Origin of the sequence: Maledivibacter sp., assembly GCA_025210375.1 — a bacterium.
GTDB lineage: Bacteria > Bacillota > Clostridia > Peptostreptococcales > Caminicellaceae > JAOASB01.
This window is the reverse complement of record JAOASB010000022.1, coordinates 133950-160124: the sequence shown is the minus strand read 5'-3', so window position 1 is coordinate 160124 and position 26175 is coordinate 133950. Positions and strand designations below refer to the sequence as shown.

Here is a 26175-nt window from a genome sequence, read left to right as displayed (position 1 = left end):
TACTTGGCTAAGCCTGATATGCGAATATCATCCTATATTTAATTGCTTAAGATATAAGCATATTTGATGGTATAGTTCTTAAGGTTTTTTAACTATATATAGTAGATAGTTTTTGCAGAAGGTAATTATGCAATTTGCTCACCTGTTATTATATCTTAGAAGGATATACAATAATTATGAATTATGATAAAATATATTAATCATGGATATGTAATAAAAATAATTATGGAGTTATTGAGTAAATTATATTTGCAGGAGGGTTATAATGAATAAAGAAAAAAATCATAATTGTAATTGTGGACATGATCATCAACATGATGAAAAACATGGTTGTGGATGTCAGGGTAACCATCAACATGATGAGGAACATGAATGCGAATGTGGAGGTAGTTGCTCAGGACATTCCCATGAAGATGTAGAAATGATATATTTAACACTAGGGGATGGGGAAGAGTTAGCTTGTCAAGTATTAGCTGTATTTGAAGTAGGGGAAAAAGAGTACATTGCTTTACTTCCACAGGGCCAAGAGGATGTATACTTATATGGATATAAAGAAACTGAGGAAGGCCCTATGTTATCACAAATTGAAGAGGATAAAGAGTATGCTATGGTATCAGAGGCATTTTTAAGCTTCTGTGAATAAAGTATACTGAAAAAAGCTAGGGGAATCTCCTCTAGCTTTTTATATTATATATGCTTTTCAAAGGGAAATAACACCGAAATATAATATGATTATGGAATTAATACCGTATTTAAATTAACTGTAATTATATTATGTAAATTTATACAAATGAATTCTGGATAAGTGGGTATAAAGATTCCAGTCAAACCTTTAATTTAGTTGCCTATTTATAATTTAAGGTTTTTGATAAGGGCATGTTGCTTTTTTAATATGCTTTTCTATATCATAATCTTCATATACTACTGCCGTAGACATACCTCCGAAGGGAAGTGTTTTATTATTACTTACATGGTGGGGGAAATGACAATGAAGTGGCCAAACCCCTGGATTATTTGCCTCAAACTCTATATCCCTTGTTGTGCCCGATGAAATCAATATGGTATTTTTAATGAGTCTATTTTTCATAGGTATGCTATTTCCATCGGCAGCTGCTTCTGAAAACTGGTGACCATGGAAATGAATAGGATGATTTTTTATACCTATATTGCCGAATCTTATCCTCACTTTATCACCTTGATTTATTATTAAAGGAGCTGTATGGGGGAAAGAGACGCCATTCATCATAAAGAAGTTTGCATCCATAGAAAATGGATTGGTATCATAGGTGCCCTTTGGTAATGTAAAGGGTTTGATGTTTTCAAGTGTATAGGTGCTAAGCATAATAAAGAAATCCTTCTGAATATCATCAGCTTTTTCACAGGGATCTAAAATGATGAATCCCCCTTCAAGTCCCATCATATCTTGAACTACCGTATGGAAGTGGGAATGGTACATATGAGTACCGGGAGGATTAGTTATTCTAAATTTGTAATCAAAGTAACAGCCTGGATTTATTATGGGTGATGGTTCCATGGCTGGGACTCCATCCATGTTGTTAGGTATATCTAGACCGTGCCAATGGACACTAGTGGGGGTTGGCAGTCTATTATATACCCTAATACATACATTGTCCTCTGGATAAACTAGAATAGTAGGCCCCGGTGTAGAACCGTTATATCCCCATACATTCATATAGATACCAGGTAAGATTTCTCTTTTTACTGGCTCTGCTATAAGCTCAAAATACTTAACGCCATTTCTTTTAACATAGGGCAAAGTAGGAAGATTAGGTGAAATTATCATGTTAACCTCCGATATATATATTCATTTAATAGAATATATGATAACAAAGGGATAATTATTCTAGTCAGACTCAAAAACACTTTTCTAAGCCTCCACCTGTGTTTTTCTCAATAATACAAATCCTAGGGCGAATAAAACAACAAGACTTATAATCCCGTATCTAGAGCTTTTAGTAAATTGAGAAATAAGGGCAATCATCAAAGGGCCAACAATTGCTGAAAATTTACCGATAATATTATAGATACCAAAATAGCTAGAGGATTTTTCCTTAGGAATCATTTTGCAGTACATTGATCTGCTCAGCGCTTGCATTCCTCCCTGACATGTGGCAACTAATAGAGCTAATATCCAGTAGCCCGATACTGTTTTTATAAAGAAACCATAAATGCTGATACAGGTATATATAAAAATACCAATGAGCAGCATTTTTTTTGTAGACCATATACCTGCTAGCTTTCCAAAAAGTATTGCAAAGGGAAATGCCACAAACTGTGTAACCAACAATATTATCAATAAATCATTACTGTTAACTCCTATATCCCTACCATACACGGCTGCCATTTTGAATATAGTGCTTACACCGTCTATATAGAAAAAATAAGCTAGTAAAAACATAAAAACATTTTTGTTGCTTTTAACTGAAACAAAGGTTTCCCTTAATCTGATGAAGCTATGCTTTATGGCATTCTTAGGTTTATCAATATAATGTATCTGTTTAACATTAAGAAATAATGGTATAGAGAATATCAGCCACCATAACCCCGTGATTATGAAGGACAATCTTGTAGCAAATATTTTAGATTCTATACCAATTAATGATGGATATAGTATGATGACAATACTTATAATGAAAGGGATTGTACTTCCTATATATCCCCACGCAAATCCATTTGTAGACACCCAATCCATCCTACTTTCTTCAGTAACATCCACCAAAAATGAGTCATAAAATATATTTGCAGTAAAATAGGAAATTCCAGCAAACATATATATAACTAGACATAGTAATGTATCCCCTTCGCCAACTATAGATAAAAGACAGGAGGAAAAGGCTCCCATAAGAACAATTATAACCATGAATCTTTTTTTGTTGTTTTTATAATCAGCAAAGGAACCCAAAAAAGGTGATGATATGGCTACAATTAAAGCAATAATAGTATTAATATAACCCCAATATGCCGTTGAATATGAGGTTGATAATCCCTTAGCTACTACATCTTTAAAATATACAGGTAAAATAGCAGTAACGATTGTCACAACAAATGCCGAGTTCGCCCAATCATATAAAATCCAACTTTTTTCTTTTTTAGTCATATTACAGCCTCCATTATTTCTTTCTTCTTTTTATGGTTTTTCTCAAACCCGGTTCTTTTTTATTAATTATATTTTTCACATTTGATAAATGCTTATAAATAGATAATAATGCTATAAATATACAAATAACTACCGATTGAGTAGAATATCCAAATACATATGCTAATATGGGAAACAGTGAAACAACTATTATGGTTCCCACTGCAATATAATCTGTAATAATCGTAATGGAAGCTAAAAGTAGAAATAATAATATCCCTATTCTATAATCTATTCCCAATACCATCCCGATCAATGAAGCTGTTCCTTTCCCCCCTTTAAAGCCTAGCAAAACAGGATAAACATGGCCTAGTATCGTGAAAAGCCCAGCTAGGAAGAAAAGGACATCTGAATGAGGATACAACCTCCTTACTATAGCTACAGCAAAAACAGCCTTTAAAATATCCATAAGAGCAATTACAATTCCATATTTCCAACCTAAGGTTTTTGTTGCATTAGATGCTCCTGCATTGCCATTCCCCAACTGGCGTATATCTACCTTTTTCAGAAATTTTCCTAATATATAGGAGGTTTGAAAGTTACCTAAACAATAGCCAATTAATGCCGTGATTATAAATTCATTCATGTATAGTCTCCTCTTTATCTGACATTATAATATAAGTATAGAGATTCCAGTCAAAATCTTAATCCATACATATTTAAAATCCAAAAAAACATTAGATATCTTTATATGTACAAATTAAAATTCACCCTAAACTCTCTATATTATCCCCATTTTATGGTGAAACCTACTCATTGTCAAGAATAATTAAGACATACCCCTTTATTGAAGATAAAATATAAAACATATGAAGTTTTTTATTTTATAGGTACAGCATATTTATAAAAGGGAAATAGAAAACTTAAAAAGTGGAATACTACAAAAAAGAAGATTTATGGTTAGGATACTGTAAAAATAAGTAATGAATACGAAGACATATTTTTAACCTTTGCATAATGGAGGAATGAGATGAATGAGAAAAGTTATGATACTGACTGCTTCAACGGGAGGCGGTCATAATCAAGTGGCAAGTTCTCTTGAAGCCATATATAAAGCCAATGGTAATGAAGTTATAATAGTGGATTTTCTGAAGGTGATAGGGGAGGCCTTTGAAAGGGCAGTTATAGGTGGTTATTCCATTATATTAAGTAACCTGCCATATATATATAAAGGACTATATAGATATTACAATAATAAAGAAATTGATTCAAAAATGTCCCAATATGCTTTGAGGATATTTGAAAAAAATATATATGACAGAATTATTAAGGAAAACCCTGACTTAATTATTGGCACCCATGCCTTTAGTGTCACTATTATATGCAAGCTGAAAAAAGAAAAAAATCTATCTATCCCGTTTATCTCTGTGATTACAGATTTTAAGGCCCATAAATTTCATGTGAATAAATATGTAGACGCTTACATAGTAGCAAGTGAATATACTAAATTGGATATGATAAAGCGGGGTGTAAGCAAGGGTAAAATATATACCCATGGAATCCCAATAAAGCAAGAGTTTTTAAGAGAAAATAATGTCCGAAAACACAGGGAAAATAAAGATTTTACTGTATTGCTAATGGCAGGAAGCAATGGGTCTAAAGAAATTGAAATAGTACTAAGGAAGCTTATTCATTGTAAGAACACTATCAGGATAATAGTTGTATGTGGAACCAATGAAGTATTAAGAAAAAATATTGAATCAAATTATGGGACTAAGATAGGAAATAAAGAAATAACTATATATGGATTTACAAATAGAATTCCTAAACTCATGAATGAATCAGACCTAATTATATCCAAACCAGGAGGATTGACAGTATCGGAAGCAATCGTATCTAATCTGCCTATGCTAATCCCTTATATGGTACCGGGTCAAGAAGAAGAAAATGCAGTATTCTTAGTTGAATCTGGATGTGCTAGGGTAATAGATAACATGGATAGCTTAAAAGGGATAGTAGACTATTTAATTGAGCGTCCATATATATTAGAAGTGATGAAATTAAATATGCAAAAGCTTTCAAGATATTATTCATTGGAAAGTATTATAGAAATAAGTGATAAATTAATAAATGAGTATTTGGATATAAATTTTTCATATTAAATTTATAAATTGCAAGGGTATTAAACCCTTGCTTTATTTATTTTATAGGATAATCATAAAAAGTTTGTTCCTAAATTGATTGAAGATATGCAATTGATTTTAGATATATTAAAAAATTTTATGAACTTTAAAAAAATTCGAAAATTTGGACAATATTTTTGTGAGATGGTAATATTTAATAATTACATTCTTAAGAATTTGGAGATAGAGGGGTGAAAGGATGGATAAAATCTATTGAGGCTTTACCTATATTTGGGGATACAACAAAGTGTATAATAATAATGATGGCAGGTGATAGTATTATGATTTGGAATGAACGTTATGAATGTATGAGTAGAGATGAGATGACACATGTACAAAGTGAAAGACTAAAGGAAATGGTTGAAAGAGTTTATTACAATGTACCCTTTTATAGAAAAAAAATGCAAAATCTAGGTATAGAACCCTCTGATATTAGAGGTATTGAAGATTTATCTAAGCTTCCATTTACTACGAAGCAAGATCTTAGAGACAATTATCCCTTTGGACTATTTGCCGTTCCTAAAAGTGAAGTAGTACGTGTTCATGCCTCATCGGGTACAACAGGAGATCCAACGGTTGTAGGTTATACTAGGAAGGATATCGCCACATGGGCCGAGGTCGTTGCAAGAACTCTTTCATCCTGTGGAGTTTCAAGGGACGATGTAATACAAGTGGCCTATGGATATGGTCTATTTACTGGGGGCTTTGGAATACATTATGGTAGTGAAAGAATTGGAGCTACTGTGGTGCCTATCTCTGGAGGAAATACAAAAAAGCAAATCAAACTATTGAAGGATTTTGGAACAACAGTACTTGCTTGTACCCCTTCATACTCTTTGTATATATCAGAGGTTTTAGAGGAAATGAACATTACCCCTGAGGAATTGCCACTTCGTGTTGGAATTTTTGGGGCAGAACCGTGGACAAATAGTATGCGAAAAGAAATTGAAGAAAAATTAAAAATAAAAGCCTTTGATATCTATGGATTAAGTGAAATCATAGGACCCGGTGTGGCTTGTGAGTGTGAGCATCAAAATGGGTTACATATTATAGAGGATCACTTCATCCCAGAGGTAGTGGATAGTGATACACTTAAGCCATTGGGATATGAAGCAAAGGGAGAATTGGTGTTTACAACTGTAACTAAGGAGGCTTTGCCACTGCTTAGATATAGAACAAAGGATTTAACTATATTACATCCAGATAAATGTGCATGTGGAAGAACTAATGTAAGAATGGAAAAGATTACTGGACGTGCAGATGATATGTTAATTATACGTGGAGTTAATATCTTCCCATCACAAATAGAAAGTATTTTACTGGAAATGGGAGAAACAAAACCCCACTATATGTTAATAGTTGATAGAATAAATAATTTAGATGTATTAGAGGTATGGATAGAAATCAATGAAGAGTATTTCTCTGATAAGATAAAAAAATTGGAATCATTAACTAAAAAAATTAGACAGGCTATAGAAAGTACCCTAGGTATTAATGTAAAGGTAAAGCTTGTTGAACCTAAGACAATCCAGAGAAGTGAAGGAAAAGCTCAAAGAGTCATTGATAGAAGAAATAGAGAGGAGTAAGGGTATGATTATTAAGCAATTATCTATATTCTTAGAAAATAAAGCGGGTAGATTAACTGAGGTAACTGAAATTCTTGCTGCACAGGAAATTAATATTGCTGCATTATGCATTGCGGAGACATCGGATTATGGGATACTACGCTTGATTGTTAATTCACCGGATAAAGCAATTGAGGCTTTAAAATCAAAAGGTTTTTCCGTTAGCTTAACCGATGTTCTTTGTATATTAATACCCCACGAAGTAGGGGCCTTAGCCAGTGCGGTTAAAAAGCTTTCAGATAATAGCATAAGTGTTGAGTATATGTATGCCTTTGCTATGGGTGATAAAACTCCTGTAATAATTCGTGTTGATGAGATAGAGAGAGCAAACAAGATCATTGGAAAGCTTGGAATACAGCAGATTAGTACAGAGGATATATATAAGCTGTAAATTACAGGCTACTGTAAAATATCATTCGTGGTGGCCAGATCACTAATCTCTTCTGAAACACTCTAGTTATAAATTCAGGGGATTGCACCTTGAAACAATCCCCTGAATTATCATTAATAGAATTAAAAACTAATCTATGTCAAAAACATCTCCTACAGTCCCTATAATACATCTATCCTTAAAGGCACGCTTTATATCACACATAGCCTCAAATCCTGTACAATGAAGTGGAATAATCCTTTCTATATGTTTAGATTTTAAATAATCGATTGTTTTGTTTATCCTATCAGTTGTGGCACTATTTAGGTGCATACCCCCAATTAGCATCAATATCCTTTCATTTGGAAATAAACTAACTGCATATTCTGTGCAATTTACAACTCCAGGATGACTACAACCTAATACAATAATAATACCCCTTTTTTCCCGTATGATAAGTATTTGTTCGTCAATTATATTATCTTGCTTAAGCTGGCCCTCTTCCTTCACCATTAATCCCCTAGGTATAGGTTCAAAATCATTATTTCTAGGTATTTCACCGGATAATAGAATGTTATCATATATATACAAAGGTTTATGGTTTAAATTAATCCTATTATCATGGACTACAGCTTTCTTTAAATCAAATGGGATACCCGCATATTTTAAATTGCCATTTTTCAAGCTGTATTTTTCTTGAAAAGCTAATGGGTGCATAAATATCTTTGACTCATTATTTAATTTTAGTAAAGACTCTAGGCCTCCTGTATGATCATAATGACCATGACTTAATACGATGGTTTCAATAGAAGCTAAATCCACTTCCAATACCCTTGCATTATGAATAAGGGCAGAGGTTTGACCCGTATCAAAAAGAATCCTTCTTCCATGGGCCTCGATATAAAAACAAAGTCCGTGTTCAGCTAAAAGCTTACTTGATGTCACATAATTATTAACTAAAATACTTAATTTCATGGTTTTATCCCCCTTTAATAATATATATTATATTAATTATATCAATTTTAGATGTATATTCATCTAATTAGGTATAAAGAATTTTACTATATGTATTATTTTAGCGAAAAATTCCAATGGTTCACAACTAAATTTTGACATTTTATACAAGCTTTACATTATACAATATAGCTGAGGTCAAAATAATCGAAAGAGGAGGAATTAACATGAAAAAATTAACTGCATTTTGCTTGATAATAGCATTAATACTATCAAGTGGATGTATTGGATGGGCCGATGAAGATATTATAGAGGGCAAAAATACTAGGGATATTAAAAGTAGTGGCAATCCAATAAGTATTTGCCCATATGAAATTAGAGTATATGGTTATGAATTTAATGGTGCTAATATCTATAAAACTGTTACTATTAGTAACTATAGTAATTCTACAGCCGAGGTAACATGTAAGACTAAAATCAATTGTAGCACATATCATATTTCAGACAGTGATATATTAATGATGGGGGGAATTATAACGGTTCCTCCTAAGTGTAGCGCAACCGCTCAAATTGGTATTGATTCATCGGTAGTTGGAGACTTTAAAGCGGAACTTCAATTCAGCAGTAATTTAAGTAGTTCAACAATAAAGATTCCAATCTATACTAAAGATGTCAGTGATGATGATTATACGCCTCCTAACTATAAGCAACTAACCATTTCTCCAAGTGAATGCAATTTAACTGGAACCCCTGGGAATCAATTAGTTGCAAAGGCTATAGAAATCACTAATAATAATGAATCTGGGACTGTATATTTAAAAGCAAAGCCTATATATGGTTGTACTTGTGGAATTATAGACCATACAAAATCTTTACATATAAGTAAGGATAGTACTAAGAAGGCTTATTTTACTGTTAAAATGCCTGAACATGGTGATGGCTTTCATGTAGATTTAGAGATGTCTATAGGTAGTAGCAATAATAAAACCATTCTTCCAGTTTATAATATAACTAAAATGTTATCTATAAAAAATGTGAAGTGTGTATATGATTATTATAATAAAAATATCATAATAACATGGGATAGATTACCCTATATAAGCAGATATAGGATATATAATGGGAATGAATATGAATTAGCAAATGCCATGGAAGAAGATAAAGGAAAACATATTATAAGAAATGTTGAGCCAAGTGAAATCTTGAATTTCAAAAGAAAAATAATTGCTGTAAATCAAATAGATGAAAAAATATCCTATGATCAAATGGTATATTATTTAGAAAGCAAGAAGCCTTATTATCCAGCACCTACAAATGTAAAAATAGAGTATGATGATATCAAGGGACAACATGTGATTACTTGGGATCCCCCAATTGGAGAAAATCCAGATAAATACCAAGTTTATTATCGCTATAAGAAGTACGGTCAAATAGTTAGTGAAAGAAAAACCGTAAATGGTAGAGCTTTTAAAGCAAAAGCTAGTCCTACTGAAGATAGGATTTATGAAATTAGGGCACAAAGTCCAAGTCATGGGTGGGGTATACCAGTCACAGCTCAATATATTCCAGCTCCTGAAAACATGGTTTGTATCCATAATAGTGCAAGGGAGCAATGTAAATTAACTTGGGATAACCCATCATCTAGTGTAGATAAATTCATGGTATATTCATCATATAATGGAGGCCCATATCAATTTGAACAAGAAACTGGTTCCCTTAGCTATACTAAAAATGGTGTAAGTTCCAATCTTAAAAATAAATATAAGTTTAAGGTTGTATCAGTACATAATAGTGGACTGATTGGAGAAGATGCAGAAATTCATTTAATAGATGAAAATTTAGTACAACCAGAAACTTTAATGGGTCATATTAATATTCATGAAAATACAGCTAACATTAGTTGGAGTGCAATACCTAGTGCTGAAGGGTATAATGTATATGGTGCATTAAATGGTGGTAGTTACAACCTATTAAGAAGAATCACAGGAGCAACGGAATGTTTTCTAGAATCACCACCCCCATACGATCCTCCTAGAGATATGCAACTAAAAATTAAAGTTAAAGCAACTAATATATATAAATGCGGGCAGAAGGATATAATAGAAATGATAACCTTCCCTGCAGATTCAATTCATCCTCATCCAGGACGTCCATAGAATATAATATTTTATAGTAAATACGCATCTAGAGTAATAACTCTAGATGCGTATACTTATGTAAGGTTAACTTGACTCAAACATAAAATATTGATATATTGGTAATATAAGTTAATCAAGTAGAGGAGAATATCGATGAAAAATAGATTAAGACAATTACGTGAGTCACTTGGTTTGACACAAAAACAATTGGGGGAGCTTGTAGGGGTTTCAAGGCAAGCAATTAACTCCATTGAAACAGAAAAGTTTGAACCATCCATATGGTTAGCTTATGATATTAGCAAGATATTTCACTGTTCAATAGAAGAAGTTTTTTTGTTTGAAGAAAGTAAAAGAAAATCAAGATCTGAAAAAAGTAGGGGGGATATATAAATGGCAATAAGAAGAATTAGACTTTCTGATGATGAGATTCTTAGAAAAAAGTGTAGGATTGTTGAGGTAGTAGACGATAAAACAAGACAAATACTTAATGATATGGCTGATACCATGTACAATACAGGGAATGGTGCAGGCCTGGCAGCTCCCCAGGTGGGTATCCTAAAACGATTGGTTGTAATAGATATGGGACAAGGACTTATAAAATTAGTTAATCCAAGGATAATTGAACATGAAGGGACACAAGAAGTTGTGGAGGGTTGTTTAAGTATCCCCGATACATGGGGAAAGTTAGTACGACCTGCCAAGGTGACTATAAAAGCATTAGACGAAAATGGTGGGGAAATTACATTAACAGGTACAGGGGATTTAGCAAAATGCTTCTGCCATGAAATTGACCATCTAGAAGGGATTCTATTTACTGATTTAGTCACTGAGTATATATAATAATATGCTGTAAGCACCACTAGAAGCAGAGTAAAGATGATCTAAGTAATTTATAAAAACTGTATTGGTATTTTAAAATGCATTTATCACAATGATAGTTGGTGAAAATTATGCGCAAACTTGAAGAAAAAAACTTAATAGTTGGCAAAATTATTAATTCACCTCAGATTTATGGTGACAAAATGGTAGCTACTGTATCATCAAAGTACGGTGAAGGAACTTTTATAAGTTATCAAGTTATGAATGGAGTAGATATAACATATAATGATTTTAAAACATATAGACCTTTTCATAAGGAAATGAAAGTAGATTATAAGAAAAATGTAATAATAATGAATTACTGTGCAGAAGGCAAATTTAAATATGAGTTTACGGATAATAGAGAGGATTATATATGTGATGGGGATTTATGTTTTTGGGGATGTGAAAATGCAGTTAAATCCGCAGATTTTAGTCAAAAAAGATATAAAGGTATAACTATCATATTTACCCTAAATAAGCTTGAATCTTCAATTGTACAAATGCTAGGTACACCTCAAATAAATATACATATGGTTGCCAATAAAATATTTGATACAAACACTTGTTTCGTAACCACACCCAATGATGAAATAACAAATGTTCTAGGGAAACTATATTCTTTACCAAAGGAGTATACTATAGATTACCTAAAAGTTAAAACCATAGAGCTTCTTATATTGGTGTGCTTAAATTATACTAATTTTGAATATAGGGATAGGAATTATTATACAAAAAGTTTCATTGAAAAAATTGAGAAAATTAAAGATATAATTGAAGAACGATATGATGAGCATATTACCATAGAAGAATTAGCAAAAATGATAAATACTAATACTACGTATTTAAAAAAAGGATTTAAATATGTTTATGGGAACACAATTAATTTATACAGAAAAAAATATCGAATGCATATTGCAGAAGAATTACTTAAAAATACTGATTATAAAATAATTGATATAGCTACAGAAATAGGCTATTCTAGTCCTAGTAAATTTACAAGGGCCTTTAAAGATGTTTTTAGTATGACACCTACAGTATATAGAAAAACATACAACAAGTTCAGTGAATAACCACTGAACTTGTTTTTTTATTTCTGATCGGGCAAGGTCTTTTCCTTTTGGGATTGAAGAGGGAATTGTAAAAGTTTAGTCTAATAAAGAGGTTACTTTGATCAACAGCAATTGATTTTATTTCTAATACAGCTTGAAAATAAAAAAATGTTCAATTGCCAGAGAATAAATGAAAGGAAAAATGTCTGGAGCTAATCAAAAACTAGACCTAAAGGGCTTCACAGCATATTTAATAGATTCTCGTCTTGTAAAAGTTAGAAATGAGATTATTGAATTACTTCAAGGTCAAGTAGAGGGGAATGAATATAAAAATGAATAATCAGAGAGAACAATTATTAACTTCGGATATAAAAGGCTTGTTCTATAGGTTGTCGATACCAGGCATGATTGGGCAGATTGTTGTTGGGCTGTATAATTTAGTAGATGCTATTTTTGTAGGTCAGCTAATAGGAAATGCAGGAGTTGGTGCAATCGCATTGGTTTATTCCGTTGTTTTAGTAAATCAATCTATTTTAACCCTTATTGGAAGTGGGTCAATGTCAGTATTATCAATATCAATGGGACAGAAGAAGCAAAAAACAATTGATGAATTATTAGGAAATCTAATTGTAAGTATATTAATTGGTTCTGGACTATTTATGATAGTTGTATTATTAAACATTGATAGTATAGTGAGATTTATAGGTGGACAGAATGAGGTTCATGAATATGCAGTAAGATACTTAAGGATACTATCACTTGGATTTATTCCTGCTGCTATGGGTCCTGCCATGAATTTTTTAGTTAGAGCAGAAGGGAAAATGAAAACTGCCATGATAATAGTGGGAGGGGCAGGAATATTAAATATCATATTAGATCCAATATTTATAGGTGTTTTTAAAATGGGTATAGAAGGTGCAGCTGTAGCCACAGTAATATCACAAGTATGTTGTATGATTGCACAATTAATTTACTTTTGGAAAGGTAAAAGCATAATAAAATTGAACAAAATAAAATTGAAAATTTCCAAGGCTATTATGCCACGGGTTATGAAAATAGGCTCTTCACAAATGATGATGTTACTTGTGGGTATGCTTAAACAGATAGCCTTATATAGGACACTTCGGATTTATGGTGGCAATGATCAAGTTGCACTCATGGGGGCAAGTTTTAAAACATTTCAGTTTTCATATATGGCTATATGGGGATTGGGTCAAGGGATGCAATCTGTTATAGGGGTAAATTATGGAGCGAAAAATTATATAAGGATAAAAGAAGCTTTTAAAATATTTACACGTAAGGGACTTGTGTTTTCCAGTGTTATCTGGCTTCTATTCATGATAATTCCAAATGAAATCCTTAGCTGTTTCATTAGAGATGTCCATCTAGTAAAAGGTAACGCAAATTTATTTAGAATAATGAATTGTATATTTTTCAGCTATATATACTTTTCAACTATTATAAACTTATTTGTTGGGCTAGGTAAATCAAAAGAGGTGCATAGAATTGTAATATGCCGACAGGTAATATTCTTTTTGCCATTAGTATACATATTATCAAAACTATTAGGAGTAATAGGGGTCTGGATATCGTTACCGCTTTCAAATATTTTTGCATTATTATTAGGAGTATATTATAAATCCCAAATATTTAATGGTGAACTAGCTGTAATGGAAGGACATGAATAACAACCTATAAAATCATTGTAGTAATGTGTGATAATCTAAAAATGATGAAGGATAACCCCATGATCTTTTTTGGTATCGGTATTAGAAATATATGTTATACTATTAAATGAGGAATTTGCATAATATGTCGAGAGTTTATGGTAAATCTTAATTTATACATATTAATTATGCAGGTTTTATAAATGATATTTTAAAATTTGAAGGTGGAACATATGAAAATAAAACTAGGGATTATTGGTCCAAAGGATTCTTTAGATAAAATTTGTAAAGTTGCTGAGGAATTTACTGATAAGGTAAGGATATATAGATTCGTTTATGAGAGTAAAGATGAAACCTTATCTTTAATTGAAGCTTGTCAAAAAGTAGTGGATGTCGTTCTTTTTTCAGGGCATATCCCATATTATATAGCAAAATATGGGAATGCTATATATAAGCCTACATTTTATGTACCTAGAGTTGGAACCAGCATATTAAAGGTGTTATTTGAGATTCACAAAAAGGACATGAATTATTCAAAAATAAGTATTGATTCAATACAAGAAGTTGCTTTAAAAGAAGTGGCTGAGGAAATGGATATAAAATTTGATGAATTCTATGTTATTCCCTATGAAGAAAATATTGAATATGAAGAACTGGCAGGTAGACATATTAAGCTTTGGGAAGAAGGAAAAATTAAGATTGCGATTACAGGTTTGACTAAAACTTATGAAAAAATAAAGGCGGCTGGGATACCTGCTTTTAAGCTTATACCAACAACTTTTCTGATTAGGGAGTACTTAACAAAGGCTATCTATGCAGCCGATGCTATTAAGAGTAGAGAAAAGCAATTATCTGTTCAAATTGTAAAAATAAAAAACGATAATAAATATTCCCATTATCAATTCATGGAAATGAAAAATGATTTCGAGAGATTTTTGATTAAGTATACTAAAAGTGTATATGGGTCCATATTTCCCTCTGGACGTGATGAATACATGATTTTTTCCAGTAGGGGAATTATCAATAGCTATAAATCAGATGGGTTTAAAAACTTTCTTGAAACAAGTGAGAATAAAAATATTGTTTTTGCATCCGGTATAGGATATGGGACAACGGTTTATAATGCAGAATGTAATGCAAAGATAGCCCTTGATTTTGCCATGACTAGTGATGGTACGTGTCTATATATTGTGGATGAATTTGGAAAGATAAAAGGTCCTATTGTGGATGATTCTTCTTATACACTAGAATATAATCTAGCTGAAACAGATAAGAATATTCAACAATTAGCAGAGGAAATAAATATCAGTCCAGCATATGTTTCAAAATTGATGGCCGTGATTAATAGAACAAATAGCTATATATTTGATGCTAATGATTTATCTACACATTTGAATATTAGTACACGTAGCGCAAGGCGGATACTTACAGCTCTAGTGAATTCCGGTTATGCTGAGGTTATTGCAAAGGAAAGCAATGCTAAAACCGGTAGGCCAAGAAATAAATATAGAATTGATTTTAAAGACAAAGTTTAGTAAAAAACATAGGCTATTAGGATATATGAACAAGGAGAAATCCTTGTTTTTTTTATTTTCCAGAAAGAAATTAGATCAAAGTAAGTTAATAGGCTAAGTGTAAATGAGCCCCTATCTCCAAAATAATAAAAGTCTTTATATGAATAGAAATAATATAAAAAATTTAGAAAAATCAAAAAAGACTTTTAAAAAAACAGTAGATATGATATAGTTTTAGTTAAGGACATGTCTATTTATATCCGAAACACCGGTGTGAAAAAATAATATCATTATGGGGAGGATTACATGTTAAAGGAAAAGGAATTGAAAAAATCTTGGTTCTATAGGTTTCTTGACTTTGTTGAAAGAGCAGGTAATAAGTTACCGCATCCATTCATAATGTTTGTTTGGATTACATTAGGTGTTATAGCGTTGTCATTTGTATTATCAAAGCTTGGAGTACAAGTTAAACATCCTGTTAAGGACGAAATGGTTATTGCTAAAAACCTTCTAAGTAAGGAAGGAATCCAATATATGGTTCTTAATATGATAAAGAACTTTGTAGGGTTTAAACCACTTGGATTAGTACTTACTATGATGCTAGGAATCGGGCTAGCGGAACAAACTGGACTTATGTCTGCATTTATGAAGAAATTTATTATGGGGGCACCACAAAAATTATTAGTAGCAGCAGTATTTCTAATTGGTATTTGTGGCAACTTAGCTTCAGATGCAGCCATTATTATAGTTCCACCACTTGCAGGGGCAATTTTTTATGGGGCAAAGAAAAATCCTTTAGTGGGGATTGCTGCGGGTTATGCTGCCGCCTGTGCAGGATTTAGTGCTAATTTAATAATTGCTGGAACGGATGCTTTATTAGCAGGTATCACAGAAGAAACTGCTAAAATAATTGATCCAGCCATTAGTGTATCTCCAGCTGTAAACTACTATTTTATGATTGTATCCACTTTAATTCTAACCATTGTTGGTGTGTGGATGACAGGAAAGTTAGAAAAACAAGTAGGACCATATAAAGCTAACAAAGGTGTAGTGATTGATGCAACTGAATTTGAAGTAAGTGAGAAAGAAATAAAGGGACTAAGAAGTGCAGGTGTTGTAACACTTATTTATTGGGGAATTGTTTTAGCTATGATAATTCCAGCATCATCTCCTTTCAGAAATTCTACCGGGGGATTGGTACCATCACCATTTTTAAAGGGAATCGTAACTTTTATATTATTTTGGTTTATAGCAGTTGGTATTGCATTTGGTAGAAAAACTGGGAAAATTGAAACCGGAGCTGATGTTCCTAAGCTTATGTCCACTGCAATACAAGATATGTCGGGATACATAGTTTTAGTATTTATCATTGCTCAATTCGTAAGTTATTTTACATGGACAAACCTAGGTCTTATTATAGCAGTTACACTGGGAGGATTATTACAGAGCATGAATTTCACAGGTATACCAATGATTATACTTGTTATAATATTTGCTATGTTTGTCAATTTATTCATAGGTAGTGGTTCAGCAAAATGGGCACTATTAGCACCGGTATTTGTACCGATGTTTATGTTGTTAGATTATTCCCCTGCTTTGGCTCAAGTCGCTTATAGAATAGGTGATTCTACAACTAATTCTATTACGCCATTATTTCCATATTTTCCAATTTTACTTGGGTTTATGAAAAGATATGACGATGATGCAGGAATAGGAACTGTAATGTCCATGTCTATACCCTATAGTTTAGCATTTGGTATAGTTTGGATTATTCAATTGATTATATGGATCATTTTTAAGCTGCCACTGGGACCAGGAGCGGGAATCTATCTATAAAATTATTTGTTACTAAATACCAAAGGAGTTTTAATATGATAGATGAGAGAATTAGCAATATGGTTGAAGGATTTGAAGAGTGGATAATTAATCAAAGACGAAGGATTCATCAAAATCCTGAATTGAGTAGACAGGAATTTGAAACATCTAGGCTTATTGTAGATGAACTCAGCAATATGGGTGTAAAGGTTGAAACAGGCTATTATAATACAGGTGTTGTGGGGATTATTGAGGGGCATCATGATGGGCCAACAATTGGACTAAGATTTGATATGGATGCCTTACAAATGCAAGAAATGACAGATTTGCCCTTCAAGTCAACTAAGGACAATGTAATGCATTCATGTGGACATGATGGTCATACTGCAATGGGACTGGGAGTAGCACGGGGGCTAATGAATATGAGAGATGAGATTCATGGCATAGTGAAGCTTATATTTCAACCAGCAGAAGAAGATGCCCCCAATGGTGGCGGTGCCCAGCATATGATTGAAGAAGGTGCCTTGAAAAATCCAGATGTTGATTGTATGCTTGGAATGCATATATGGCCGCAAATAGAAACAGGAAGTATTTCCATAAAGAAGGGTGTAATGATGGCAGCTTCAGATCCCTTTGTAATAAATATTAAAGGGAAAGGTGTTCATGCATCTCTACCAAGTTTGGGAATAGATCCAATTATCATTGGGGCTCAAATTGTGAATAATATACAAACAATTGTAAGTAGAAATATTGATTCCTTTGATCAAGCGGTTATTTCAATCGGAGTTTTTAATGGTGGAACGCGCTACAATGTTATTCCAGATAAAGTGGTTCTTGAGGGAACCGTTCGTACATTTGATGAGGACGTACGAAGGAAGATATATAAGAAATTGAAGTTAGTCGTTGAAAATACAGCAATATCCCTAGGGGGAGAAGCTACACTGGATTATAAATTCTCCTATCCGGCTCTTGTAAATGATGATAAAATTGTAGAAATTGTAAAAGACAATGCTAAAGAGATACTTGGGGAGGATCATTGTATACTATTGGATAGACCAACATCTGGGGGTGAAGATTTTGCATATTTTGCAAAGGCAGTGCCCAGTGCATTCATTTTTCTAGGAGCAAGTAACCCTGATAGTGAAGATTATCCACTTCACAGTCCGTATTTTAATTTTAATGAAAAAGCATTAGCAGTTGGTGTTAAAGTATTTATGACAACAGCGATTAAACTAGGGAGGACTCTTTGATGTATAGATTAATACAGCAAGAAGTTGATAGGATAAAAAAGGACATAATTAATTATAGAAGAGATTTTCATAGATATCCTGAAACGGGATGGACTGAAATGAGAACTGCATCATTAATAGCAAGTAGGCTAAGAAATTTAGGGTATGAAGTCCTTGTGGGTAGAGATGTTATGAAATCAGAGGATAGGATGGGACTACTTGATCAAGAAGTCCTTGACAAACATTATAGCAGGGCAAAGGAGCAGGGTGCTGACCCTTTGTACCTAGAAAAAGTTAAGGATGGATTCACAGGTGTTGTAGGAGTTCTTAATTGTGGCGATGGCCCTGTTGTTGGCATCAGATTTGACATAGATGCCTTGGAGGTTAATGAGAGTCATGATGCTGACCATATGCCAAGCAGGGAAGGATTCAGATCTTTGAATGAAGGGGTTATGCACGCCTGTGGACATGATGGTCATGGGGCCATGGGATTAGGTCTTGCTGATATTTTTATGGAAATGAAGGAAAGTTTTAATGGAACAATAAAACTAATTTTTCAACCGGCAGAAGAGGGCGTTAGGGGAGCCAAATCAATGGCTAATTCCGGAATCCTAGATGATGTTGAATATATTCTTTCTGGACACATTGGTATGATTGAAAATGGAAGTGGTAAAATATACTGCAGCATTGGGGAATTCATGGCCACTTCAAAGCTTGATGCCTACTTCCTAGGTACTGCAACCCACGCTGGTGGTAGTCCTGAAAAGGGCAAAAACGCTCTTTTGGCAGCGACGACGGCGGTCTCAAATTTGAATTCAATCCCTAGACATAGTAAAGGTCAAACAAGGATTAATGTTGGTAAATTGATTGCAGGAAGTGGTAGAAACGTGATTCCATCAAATGCTATGATGATGATCGAAACAAGGGGAAGCACCTCTGAGCTAAATAATTACATGAAGGATCATACTATTAGGATTTTGAAAAATAGTGCAGAAATGTATGATCTCAAACTTGAAATTATGGAGATGGGCGGTGCCCAAAGTGCCCAAAGCGACGGTTTGCTTATAGACATGATAAAAAGAATCGGTTGTAATATTGATAATATAAATGAAGTTGTTGACAAATCAGTTGATTTTGGTGGAAGCGAAGACTTTTCCTATATGATGAATAAAGTTCAAAACCAAGGTGGAAAAGCTATATATTTTATTATCGGAAGTGATATAAAAGCAGACCATCATAATGATAAATTTGATTTTATAGAAGAAGATTTGATATCAGGCGTTAAATTGTACAGTTTGCTTGTTTATGAGCTATTAAAGAAACACTAAGCTTTATATCTGTTATTGATATATTATAGAAATTTTTCTATTGACAAATACTTTCTTAGATAGTACTATGTAATAGTCACAATTAAATAGATCGTTTATTATTTCATGATAGAGGCGCGTAATTTAAGAGTACTATAGATGAGTTAAGCAACTGTGATTCTGTAGAAAAGGAAATTATGCCGAAATGTATGGTTAATAGCTTTAATATTATACGTTGGGTCTATACATAATATGTATAGGACTGTCACAAGTAAAATTGTGGGGGGCTATTGTTGGAAATAAAATTGTATAAATTGTATTATGTAATTTTTGCTCCTTAGACCCTTGGGTCTAAGGAGTTTTTGCTTATATTCATCAATACCATCATCCTATTAATAAACGGTTAATAAATCATACTAGGAGGACTAACATGAAAAGAAGAATCTTTATATCCACATTACTATGCATCTTACTTACTACTACTATCTCATTAGCTGTAGACCCTGAAGTGGCACAGGCTAATGCAGATAAATACGGTTTATTAACTTTATTACCACCTTTGATTGCTATTACTTTAGCATTTATAACTAAAAACGTTGTTCTTTCGTTGTTTGTAGGTGTATTTTCAGGAACATTTCTTATAGCTTTAAATACCAATAATTTATTTGGGGCTTTTATACATGGTTTTTTAAATATTGTACAACAAGTTCTTAGTTCTTTGGCTGATAGCTGGAATGCAGGAATCATTCTTCAATGTTTAGCTATTGGAGGTTTGATAGGAGTTATTTCTAAGATGGGTGGCGCACGTGCTGTGGCTGAGTCATTGGCAAAAAAAGCGAAAACACCAGTAAGTGCCCAAATCATAACTTGGGTCTTAGGTCTAATAGTATTTTTCGATGACTATGCTAACTCTCTAATAGTAGGGCCTATAATGAGACCAGTTACAGATAAATTTCAAATATCCAGAGAAAGACTTGCCTTTATAATCGATGGAACAGCAGCACCAATTGCAGGTATAGCACTGATTTCTACATGGGTAGGATATGAAATCGGACTTATAAGGGATGCATATAGTTCCATTGGGCAAAATATTAATGCATATGGGATTTTCATGCAGACTATTCCCTATAGATTTTATAATATATTAATACTAGTTTTTATAGTTGCTACGTCCATAACGCTAAAGGAATTTGGACCTATGTATAAAGCTGAAAAAAGGGCAAGAACCACAGGAAAGCTATTGCCAGATGGGGCATCTATAGCGGATCATGAAAAGGATGATAGTCTAGAACCTAAGAAGGACATCGTATTAAGTGTATGGAATGCAATTATTCCTATTGGAGTACTAATAATAACTGCATTCTTAGGGTTCTATTTTAACGGATATGGTGCATTAGATGAAGCGACTAAGCAATTGGTAGATGCTTCACCAATATCAATGCTTGCTATCAGAGAAACATTTGGAGCATCCGATGCTAGTATTGTATTATTCCAGGCAGCACTTATTGCCAGTGTAGTTGCAATAATAATGGCTTCTGCTAAAAAAATACTTACTGTATCAGAAGCAATAGATACATGGATACAAGGTACAAAATCATTGGTTATAACAGGGGTGATTCTTTTATTAGCATGGTCATTATCGTCAACTATAAAGGAATTAGGTACTGCTAAATTCTTGGTATCAGTATTATCGGATTCAATACCAGCTTTTTTACTTCCATCAATAATATTTATACTAGGATCAATTATCTCCTTTGCAACGGGAACATCGTATGGAACAATGGGTATATTAATGCCACTTGCCATACCCCTTGCCCATGCCATATCACCGGAAACGAGTTACGTAGTAATGAGTGCAGGAGCTGTTTTAACTGGCGCTATATTTGGAGATCATTGCTCACCGATATCCGATACAACTATTTTGTCTTCAATGGGAGCATCATGTGATCATTTAGAACACGTAAAGACTCAATTATACTACGCTATTACCGTTGGGGGGATATCAGTACTATTTGGATACATCCCCGTGGGACTTGGCCTATCAATTATAATTGCATTGCCTTTATCAATGGCTGCAATTATTGGAGCCGTTATAATATTGGGTAAAAGAGTTCCAGATGCAGTTTCTAATGTTGAACAGAAAATAGCATAAGTCTTATTGAAAGTTATAAATTTCAACAGTAGATAATTGAATTATAACTGATATAGAATTAAAAGTGGACAGTTCTGATGTTTAATCAAAAACATGGGAACTGTCCACTCGTTGTTTTTAGAAAATATTAAGTGGATACCTAAAGAATGAGAGTAAAGGAACAAAAATAGCTAGAAATGTTTACATAATATAAATATGGTAGCTTACTAGGAGAAGATGATATTATTTTGAATTAAATTTAAACATAGTATTATGAGATGTTTTTCATTCCTAAAATTACCATATAATGATATAATATGTAAGTGATTATATTATTTATAGGAATTAGTTCAATAGAATTATTAATATTAAACTAAGGAGAGAATCAATGACGGAACAGCCTTATGAGGAGAAAAAACAATGAATAAAAAGCTAATTATAATAAATGGAACAACGGGTGTAGGTAAAAGTGCAACCTGTAAAGAATTATATAAAAAGCTTGAAGGTTCTGTATGGCTTGATGGCGACTGGTGTTGGATGATGAATCCATTCATAGTAAATCAAGAAAATAAAAAAATGATTGAAGAAAATATAACATATCTACTAAGAAATTATTTAACTAATTCTTCTTTTAAGTATGTAATATTTAATTGGGTAATTCATTCAGAAGAAATATTTAACACTCTACTAGAAAGACTTAATGATTTAGAGTTTAATATCATTAAGATAACTCTTATATGTTCAGATAAAAGTCTTAAAAGTAGGATAATGAAGGATATAAAAAATGATTTGAGAAATGAGAAAAGCATAGATAAGAGCTTGGGTCGTCTTCAATTATATAAGAATATGGATACAATAAAGATTGATACTAGCAATATTTCTATACCAGAAACAGTTGATAAAATTATTGAAATTATTTAAGAAACAGCTTTGATAGGCTAGCTTTGAATTACGCTATGACCCATATTAGCTAATCTAATATTGAAAATGGAGGGAAAAGATGATTTGTTTTGATAGAGATAATAAAAGATTTAACTATAGGATTGCGGGGGTTGTAATACATAATAACAGGCTTTTATTGCATAGAACGGAAAAAGATAGTTTTTGGGCTTTACCTGGTGGTCGAAATGAATTCAATGAATTTAGTAAAGATACATTGATAAGGGAAATAAAAGAGGAGATTGGTGAAGAAATAGAAGTAGAAAGATTATTATGGGTAGTAGAGAATTTCTTTGAGTTTGCTAATAAGGATTATCATGAGTTATCATTTTGCTATTTAATGAAGTTTAAAAATGATTCACATATTCTACATAAAGAGGAGTTTAATGGCATAGAAGGAGACATAAGATTAATATTTAAATGGTTTGATATAAATGAATTAGACAGTATTGAACTCTATCCATCATTTATCAAGAAAAAGATTCTAAACTTATCAGAGAACATTGAACATATTATGCATATAGGAGATTGATAAATGAATAGTGAAAACATAGAGCTTTCAGATTATCAATATCCCAATATGTTAGACAAAGATGTTGTGCAATTTTGCTTGAAAATTAAAGGGACGGATAAACCTTGGTCGCATGAAAGCTTAGGAGATACTAAATAAAATCAAGTAGTTAACATAAATAATAGAAATATGGATATCAAAATGGCTATTTTCAAATGTTAGTCATAATATTAATTATATTAGTAGCTACTAATATAATTAAATGTCAGCCCATAATGATCATATTGCAAATGTGATAAGCTTTTCAGAATGGATTAAATTATGAAGAACAAATAAAGAAATATATGTTTATTTTAAATAATGTGAATAGGGGCATTGAATCCATAGAAGTGGCTATAAATCATATACTATAAAATATTCTTTTTCTAACTATATCCTAAATATACATTTAAAATATAGTTGTAAATAGTTAAAATTAAAAGGTATTCGTCCCCAAATCCCTATTTCAAGTCTAAATTTATTTGGTTTTATTTGTTAATTAATATATTAGCACCAAATAAATTTATTTGCAAGGGTTTTTTTAGGAATATTTTTCTAATCATCAAACAAAGCTATCAATCCTAATGCAACAACGCCTGTAAACATGGCTATTTTAGAATCTTTATTTAAAATTACGTCATTAGGATTTTTTTTCATAGTTTCTTTAAATTCACCTACCTTATCTAGTTCTAAACTGGCATTATGTAAACCGTCGTATTTGGTTAAACCATTAGTCTTTATCATATCCATTATTGAACCACCAAAGACACCATTTTTCTTGTAATGAGTCCCTGCAAATGGGCTTTTCCCCAGTTCCCGAACATCATCATCAATCCCGGGAGTTTTTCCTGCTTCTCTGACAGCCTTGTAGTACCCTAAGTTCATTACATGGATATAATCATCTACGAAGCCCTCAACATCACGGTACACGTTATAATATGCACCTTCGGCTTTTGGTCTAGGCTCAACTTTATATGCCTTTGACCAGCTGTATGGCTTACCGCTAAAATTACTTATCCCTGCATGATTATTCCTATGCCTAGCACCCCAAGACCTACCATAGTCGCTTTCATGTGCCCATTGTGCCAATATAACACTTACGGGTATACCTAAAGCCTTAGAAGCACGCTGTGCATGGGGCTTCATTCTATCAAAGTAGTTAGACATTATTCAACCTCCTTAATTTCAAGTCTTTCACAAATCCGAATCATCACCCTAGTGTTTTCCTTCATAGTTTTTTCTAACCTTAATAAACTAAAAGTTGCCACAGCTATTGGGAAACCCACCTGACCAATTAATTGCACCAAATCCATATCCATAATGACCCCTCCACTTTTATATATTTTTAGAAATCAATTGACGCTGATGAAACGCCATTGATCACTTCCTCTTATAGTTGAAAAACTTTCCAATCTTCAAATTCTTAGTTAAAAAAGCCCCTGCTACAACTAGAGCTATAGCAGGGTTATCTATTGCGAAGTCAATTCCTTTATTAACCAACCCTAGTCCGCTCTGGACTGTGTTCTCCAATTGTCCCTTCACTGACAATCCTTTCACCTCTTCCCATATCCAGCTTAATCTCAATCCTTTCAATTTGTCTCTCCATCTTATCAAGCTTCGCCATTAGAAAAAGCATATTGATAAAACTTAGTATTGCAACAATACCAAGTCCAACCAATAGAATAATTTTTAAGGTGCTAAGTGTTTCCCCAATATTTACGATATCTTCTACTCCTCTCAAAACATCCTCCAATTTTAGACCTCCATAGTACGCCCAGAACTGCGTTCTCCACTTTTCTCTTGAGTGTTAACTTTACAATCCTTTTTCATATTTTTAATAATATGAATTTGCATACCAATACTTACCGAAACCATAACAAACAATACAACGATTAGAATAAATACAAAGTTTACTTTACTATTAAGCTTATAAACCTCATCATATAAAACATCAAGCCTGTTTTGATTCATAAATACAACATCATAGATGCTAGAAAGCGTATCACTAAAATTACTAAAACTTTCATCCATCCCCTCTGCTAATGCTTTAAATAATTCTGTAATCCCTTGATATAAGCTTTGCATGTATTCGGGCATATTATAACCATTATTCAAAGCTTTTTCTAATGCCAATAAAAAATCCATAATAACACACCTTTCGTAATATTTTACTTAATTTTACCATATTCACCTAAGATGTGTCATTTATTTTTAGTCAAACATACTTTTGACCACAACCAAACCTGCTAAAATCCCACCACCATACAAGAGCATTTTATTAATTCCTAAGCCAGTTTCTATGTTTACTAGATTCCTTTTTCTTGTGGACAAATCAGTTATATCTTTATCCATTCTATCAGCTTTTTCATCATAATAATTTTTCATACTTTCAACCTTTTGGTCTATATAACTTTTCAAATTATTTTCTGACCTTCTATCAAATTCCTGCTTTAATTCATTCTGCCACTTTCGATAATCGGGAGTTCCATAACTAGGATAAGATTTCCTTTCAAGCGACCTGCTGACCTCTTCCTTCCCTCCCCCACAAGAACCTCTACTACCTCTATCATACTTTAGGACAGACCACTTCCCACTGTCCCTGTCATATGAAGCACCATCAAGCTTTTTAGAAAGGTTTATATTATCCCTGTGAAGCTTATCCCTCTCGGATTGGCTCTTGGCAGTATGCCACTTTCTAGAGTTTTCAGCCATTTTTCTTTTAATTTGGTCAGCGTTCATTATTTAT

General features: G+C 32.8%; 27 protein-coding genes and 1 riboswitch. Of the genes, 18 read left to right on the top strand and 9 right to left on the bottom strand.

Features of this window, described 5'->3' with window-relative positions:
- The first annotated feature begins 265 nt into the window (after nt 1-265).
- Nucleotides 266-643 carry a DUF1292 domain-containing protein gene (locus N4A68_07685; protein ID MCT4564190.1) on the top strand — a complete coding sequence of 126 codons (378 nt, stop codon included), beginning with the start codon at nt 266-268 and terminating at the stop codon, nt 641-643.
- 213 nt (nt 644-856) lie between these two features.
- Here the strand turns inward: N4A68_07685 and N4A68_07680 are convergent, their stop codons facing one another.
- From N4A68_07680 to N4A68_07670, 3 genes are all read right to left on the bottom strand, one after another.
- Nucleotides 857-1804: a copper oxidase gene (locus N4A68_07680; protein MCT4564189.1), complete on the bottom strand. Its 948-nt coding sequence runs from the start codon at nt 1802-1804 to the stop codon at nt 857-859.
- Between the two features lie 84 nt (nt 1805-1888).
- Nucleotides 1889-3118 (bottom strand): MFS transporter, encoded by a 1230-nt coding sequence (locus N4A68_07675; protein ID MCT4564188.1) that lies wholly within the window; start codon nt 3116-3118, stop codon nt 1889-1891.
- 13 nt (nt 3119-3131) lie between these two features.
- Nucleotides 3132-3743: a glycerol-3-phosphate acyltransferase gene (locus tag N4A68_07670; GenBank protein ID MCT4564187.1), complete on the bottom strand. Its 612-nt coding sequence runs from the start codon at nt 3741-3743 to the stop codon at nt 3132-3134.
- Between the two features lie 388 nt (nt 3744-4131).
- On the opposite strand from N4A68_07670, the gene N4A68_07665 reads away from it, so the two are divergent.
- The 3 genes from N4A68_07665 to N4A68_07655 all read left to right on the top strand — a co-directional run bounded on the left by N4A68_07665 (nt 4132) and on the right by N4A68_07655 (nt 7296).
- The gene (locus N4A68_07665; GenBank protein MCT4564186.1) at nt 4132-5259 is read left to right on the top strand and encodes a hypothetical protein; all 1128 of its coding nucleotides are present in this window, start codon (nt 4132-4134) and stop codon (nt 5257-5259) included.
- 299 nt (nt 5260-5558) lie between these two features.
- Nucleotides 5559-6866 carry a phenylacetate--CoA ligase gene (locus N4A68_07660; GenBank protein MCT4564185.1) on the top strand — a complete coding sequence of 436 codons (1308 nt, stop codon included), beginning with the start codon at nt 5559-5561 and terminating at the stop codon, nt 6864-6866.
- Between the two features lie 4 nt (nt 6867-6870).
- Nucleotides 6871-7296: an acetolactate synthase gene (locus N4A68_07655; protein ID MCT4564184.1), complete on the top strand. Its 426-nt coding sequence runs from the start codon at nt 6871-6873 to the stop codon at nt 7294-7296.
- Nucleotides 7297-7425: 129 nt separating this feature from the next.
- Here N4A68_07655 and N4A68_07650 read toward each other — a convergent pair whose 3' ends face one another.
- Nucleotides 7426-8250 carry an MBL fold metallo-hydrolase gene (locus N4A68_07650; protein MCT4564183.1) on the bottom strand — a complete coding sequence of 275 codons (825 nt, stop codon included), beginning with the start codon at nt 8248-8250 and terminating at the stop codon, nt 7426-7428.
- Between the two features lie 206 nt (nt 8251-8456).
- Between N4A68_07650 and N4A68_07645 the strand changes: the two genes are divergently transcribed.
- From N4A68_07645 to N4A68_07580, 14 genes are all read left to right on the top strand, one after another.
- Complete coding sequence (locus N4A68_07645) at nt 8457-10385, top strand: hypothetical protein (protein MCT4564182.1); 1929 nt, start codon at nt 8457-8459, stop codon at nt 10383-10385.
- 135 nt (nt 10386-10520) lie between these two features.
- Nucleotides 10521-10757, top strand: a complete 237-nt coding sequence (locus N4A68_07640; protein ID MCT4564181.1) for a helix-turn-helix transcriptional regulator — start codon at nt 10521-10523, stop codon at nt 10755-10757.
- Nucleotides 10758-11207 carry a peptide deformylase gene (def, locus tag N4A68_07635; protein MCT4564180.1) on the top strand — a complete coding sequence of 150 codons (450 nt, stop codon included), beginning with the start codon at nt 10758-10760 and terminating at the stop codon, nt 11205-11207.
- 110 nt (nt 11208-11317) lie between these two features.
- Nucleotides 11318-12298, top strand: coding sequence for an AraC family transcriptional regulator (locus N4A68_07630; GenBank protein MCT4564179.1), 981 nt, complete (start codon nt 11318-11320; stop codon nt 12296-12298).
- A 169-nt stretch (nt 12299-12467) separates the two neighbouring features.
- Entirely contained in the window at nt 12468-12617 is a 150-nt protein-coding gene (locus N4A68_07625) for a hypothetical protein (GenBank protein ID MCT4564178.1), read from the top strand.
- Complete coding sequence (locus N4A68_07620; protein ID MCT4564177.1) at nt 12610-13965, top strand: MATE family efflux transporter; 1356 nt, start codon at nt 12610-12612, stop codon at nt 13963-13965. Before N4A68_07625 ends, N4A68_07620 begins: the two co-directional genes overlap by 8 nt.
- A gap of 212 nt (nt 13966-14177) precedes the next feature.
- Nucleotides 14178-15479 (top strand): hypothetical protein, encoded by a 1302-nt coding sequence (locus N4A68_07615; protein ID MCT4564176.1) that lies wholly within the window; start codon nt 14178-14180, stop codon nt 15477-15479.
- 285 nt (nt 15480-15764) lie between these two features.
- Nucleotides 15765-17294, top strand: coding sequence for an AbgT family transporter (locus N4A68_07610; protein MCT4564175.1), 1530 nt, complete (start codon nt 15765-15767; stop codon nt 17292-17294).
- Between the two features lie 35 nt (nt 17295-17329).
- Nucleotides 17330-18523, top strand: a complete 1194-nt coding sequence (locus tag N4A68_07605) for an amidohydrolase (protein ID MCT4564174.1) — start codon at nt 17330-17332, stop codon at nt 18521-18523.
- A complete protein-coding gene (locus N4A68_07600) occupies nt 18523-19830 on the top strand; it encodes an amidohydrolase (protein MCT4564173.1) in 1308 nt (435 codons plus the stop codon). Before N4A68_07605 ends, N4A68_07600 begins: the two co-directional genes overlap by 1 nt.
- A 101-nt stretch (nt 19831-19931) precedes the next feature.
- Nucleotides 19932-20107, top strand: a riboswitch (Lysine riboswitch).
- 132 nt (nt 20108-20239) lie between these two features.
- Nucleotides 20240-21961 (top strand): Na+/H+ antiporter NhaC family protein, encoded by a 1722-nt coding sequence (locus N4A68_07595; GenBank protein MCT4564172.1) that lies wholly within the window; start codon nt 20240-20242, stop codon nt 21959-21961.
- A 399-nt stretch (nt 21962-22360) separates the two neighbouring features.
- Nucleotides 22361-22861 (top strand): AAA family ATPase, encoded by a 501-nt coding sequence (locus N4A68_07590; protein ID MCT4564171.1) that lies wholly within the window; start codon nt 22361-22363, stop codon nt 22859-22861.
- A 79-nt stretch (nt 22862-22940) separates the two neighbouring features.
- Complete coding sequence (locus N4A68_07585; GenBank protein MCT4564170.1) at nt 22941-23411, top strand: NUDIX domain-containing protein; 471 nt, start codon at nt 22941-22943, stop codon at nt 23409-23411.
- 3 nt (nt 23412-23414) lie between these two features.
- A complete protein-coding gene (locus N4A68_07580; GenBank protein MCT4564169.1) occupies nt 23415-23549 on the top strand; it encodes a hypothetical protein in 135 nt (44 codons plus the stop codon).
- A 435-nt stretch (nt 23550-23984) separates the two neighbouring features.
- Here N4A68_07580 and N4A68_07575 read toward each other — a convergent pair whose 3' ends face one another.
- The 5 genes from N4A68_07575 to N4A68_07555 all read right to left on the bottom strand — a co-directional run bounded on the left by N4A68_07575 (nt 23985) and on the right by N4A68_07555 (nt 26168).
- The gene (locus tag N4A68_07575) at nt 23985-24596 is read right to left on the bottom strand and encodes a glucosaminidase domain-containing protein (protein MCT4564168.1); all 612 of its coding nucleotides are present in this window, start codon (nt 24594-24596) and stop codon (nt 23985-23987) included.
- On the bottom strand, nt 24596-24748 hold the full coding sequence (locus tag N4A68_07570) for a YvrJ family protein (GenBank protein MCT4564167.1): 153 nt from the start codon (nt 24746-24748) through the stop codon (nt 24596-24598). Before N4A68_07570 ends, N4A68_07575 begins: the two co-directional genes overlap by 1 nt.
- Nucleotides 24749-24921: 173 nt before the next feature.
- The gene (locus N4A68_07565) at nt 24922-25182 is read right to left on the bottom strand and encodes a hypothetical protein (protein MCT4564166.1); all 261 of its coding nucleotides are present in this window, start codon (nt 25180-25182) and stop codon (nt 24922-24924) included.
- Nucleotides 25183-25184: 2 nt separating this feature from the next.
- Nucleotides 25185-25574: a hypothetical protein gene (locus N4A68_07560; GenBank protein ID MCT4564165.1), complete on the bottom strand. Its 390-nt coding sequence runs from the start codon at nt 25572-25574 to the stop codon at nt 25185-25187.
- A gap of 66 nt (nt 25575-25640) precedes the next feature.
- Nucleotides 25641-26168, bottom strand: coding sequence for a hypothetical protein (locus N4A68_07555; protein MCT4564164.1), 528 nt, complete (start codon nt 26166-26168; stop codon nt 25641-25643).
- Nucleotides 26169-26175: the final 7 nt, after the last annotated feature.

Excerpts from the sequence above, each read along its gene's own strand:
- N4A68_07620 (MCT4564177.1), top strand. The coding sequence starts at position 12,610 with ATGAATAATCAGAGAGAACAATTATTAACTTCGGATATAAAAGGCTTG.
- N4A68_07640 (MCT4564181.1), top strand. The coding sequence starts at position 10,521 with ATGAAAAATAGATTAAGACAATTACGTGAGTCACTTGGTTTGACACAA.
- N4A68_07595 (MCT4564172.1), top strand. The coding sequence starts at position 20,240 with ATGAAAAGAAGAATCTTTATATCCACATTACTATGCATCTTACTTACT.
- N4A68_07585 (MCT4564170.1), top strand. The coding sequence starts at position 22,941 with ATGATTTGTTTTGATAGAGATAATAAAAGATTTAACTATAGGATTGCG.
- N4A68_07600 (MCT4564173.1), top strand. The coding sequence starts at position 18,523 with ATGTATAGATTAATACAGCAAGAAGTTGATAGGATAAAAAAGGACATA.
- N4A68_07630 (MCT4564179.1), top strand. The coding sequence starts at position 11,318 with ATGCGCAAACTTGAAGAAAAAAACTTAATAGTTGGCAAAATTATTAAT.
- N4A68_07570 (MCT4564167.1), bottom strand. The coding sequence starts at position 24,748 with ATGGATATGGATTTGGTGCAATTAATTGGTCAGGTGGGTTTCCCAATA.
- N4A68_07575 (MCT4564168.1), bottom strand. The coding sequence starts at position 24,596 with ATGTCTAACTACTTTGATAGAATGAAGCCCCATGCACAGCGTGCTTCT.
- def (MCT4564180.1), top strand. The coding sequence starts at position 10,758 with ATGGCAATAAGAAGAATTAGACTTTCTGATGATGAGATTCTTAGAAAA.
- N4A68_07645 (MCT4564182.1), top strand. The coding sequence starts at position 8,457 with ATGAAAAAATTAACTGCATTTTGCTTGATAATAGCATTAATACTATCA.
- N4A68_07655 (MCT4564184.1), top strand. The coding sequence starts at position 6,871 with ATGATTATTAAGCAATTATCTATATTCTTAGAAAATAAAGCGGGTAGA.
- N4A68_07675 (MCT4564188.1), bottom strand. The coding sequence starts at position 3,118 with ATGACTAAAAAAGAAAAAAGTTGGATTTTATATGATTGGGCGAACTCG.
- N4A68_07610 (MCT4564175.1), top strand. The coding sequence starts at position 15,765 with ATGTTAAAGGAAAAGGAATTGAAAAAATCTTGGTTCTATAGGTTTCTT.
- N4A68_07650 (MCT4564183.1), bottom strand. The coding sequence starts at position 8,250 with ATGAAATTAAGTATTTTAGTTAATAATTATGTGACATCAAGTAAGCTT.
- N4A68_07670 (MCT4564187.1), bottom strand. The coding sequence starts at position 3,743 with ATGAATGAATTTATAATCACGGCATTAATTGGCTATTGTTTAGGTAAC.
- N4A68_07685 (MCT4564190.1), top strand. The coding sequence starts at position 266 with ATGAATAAAGAAAAAAATCATAATTGTAATTGTGGACATGATCATCAA.
- N4A68_07590 (MCT4564171.1), top strand. The coding sequence starts at position 22,361 with ATGAATAAAAAGCTAATTATAATAAATGGAACAACGGGTGTAGGTAAA.
- N4A68_07560 (MCT4564165.1), bottom strand. The coding sequence starts at position 25,574 with ATGGATTTTTTATTGGCATTAGAAAAAGCTTTGAATAATGGTTATAAT.
- N4A68_07680 (MCT4564189.1), bottom strand. The coding sequence starts at position 1,804 with ATGATAATTTCACCTAATCTTCCTACTTTGCCCTATGTTAAAAGAAAT.
- N4A68_07625 (MCT4564178.1), top strand. The coding sequence starts at position 12,468 with ATGAAAGGAAAAATGTCTGGAGCTAATCAAAAACTAGACCTAAAGGGC.
- N4A68_07555 (MCT4564164.1), bottom strand. The coding sequence starts at position 26,168 with ATGAACGCTGACCAAATTAAAAGAAAAATGGCTGAAAACTCTAGAAAG.
- N4A68_07580 (MCT4564169.1), top strand. The coding sequence starts at position 23,415 with ATGAATAGTGAAAACATAGAGCTTTCAGATTATCAATATCCCAATATG.
- N4A68_07615 (MCT4564176.1), top strand. The coding sequence starts at position 14,178 with ATGAAAATAAAACTAGGGATTATTGGTCCAAAGGATTCTTTAGATAAA.
- N4A68_07605 (MCT4564174.1), top strand. The coding sequence starts at position 17,330 with ATGATAGATGAGAGAATTAGCAATATGGTTGAAGGATTTGAAGAGTGG.
- N4A68_07665 (MCT4564186.1), top strand. The coding sequence starts at position 4,132 with ATGAGAAAAGTTATGATACTGACTGCTTCAACGGGAGGCGGTCATAAT.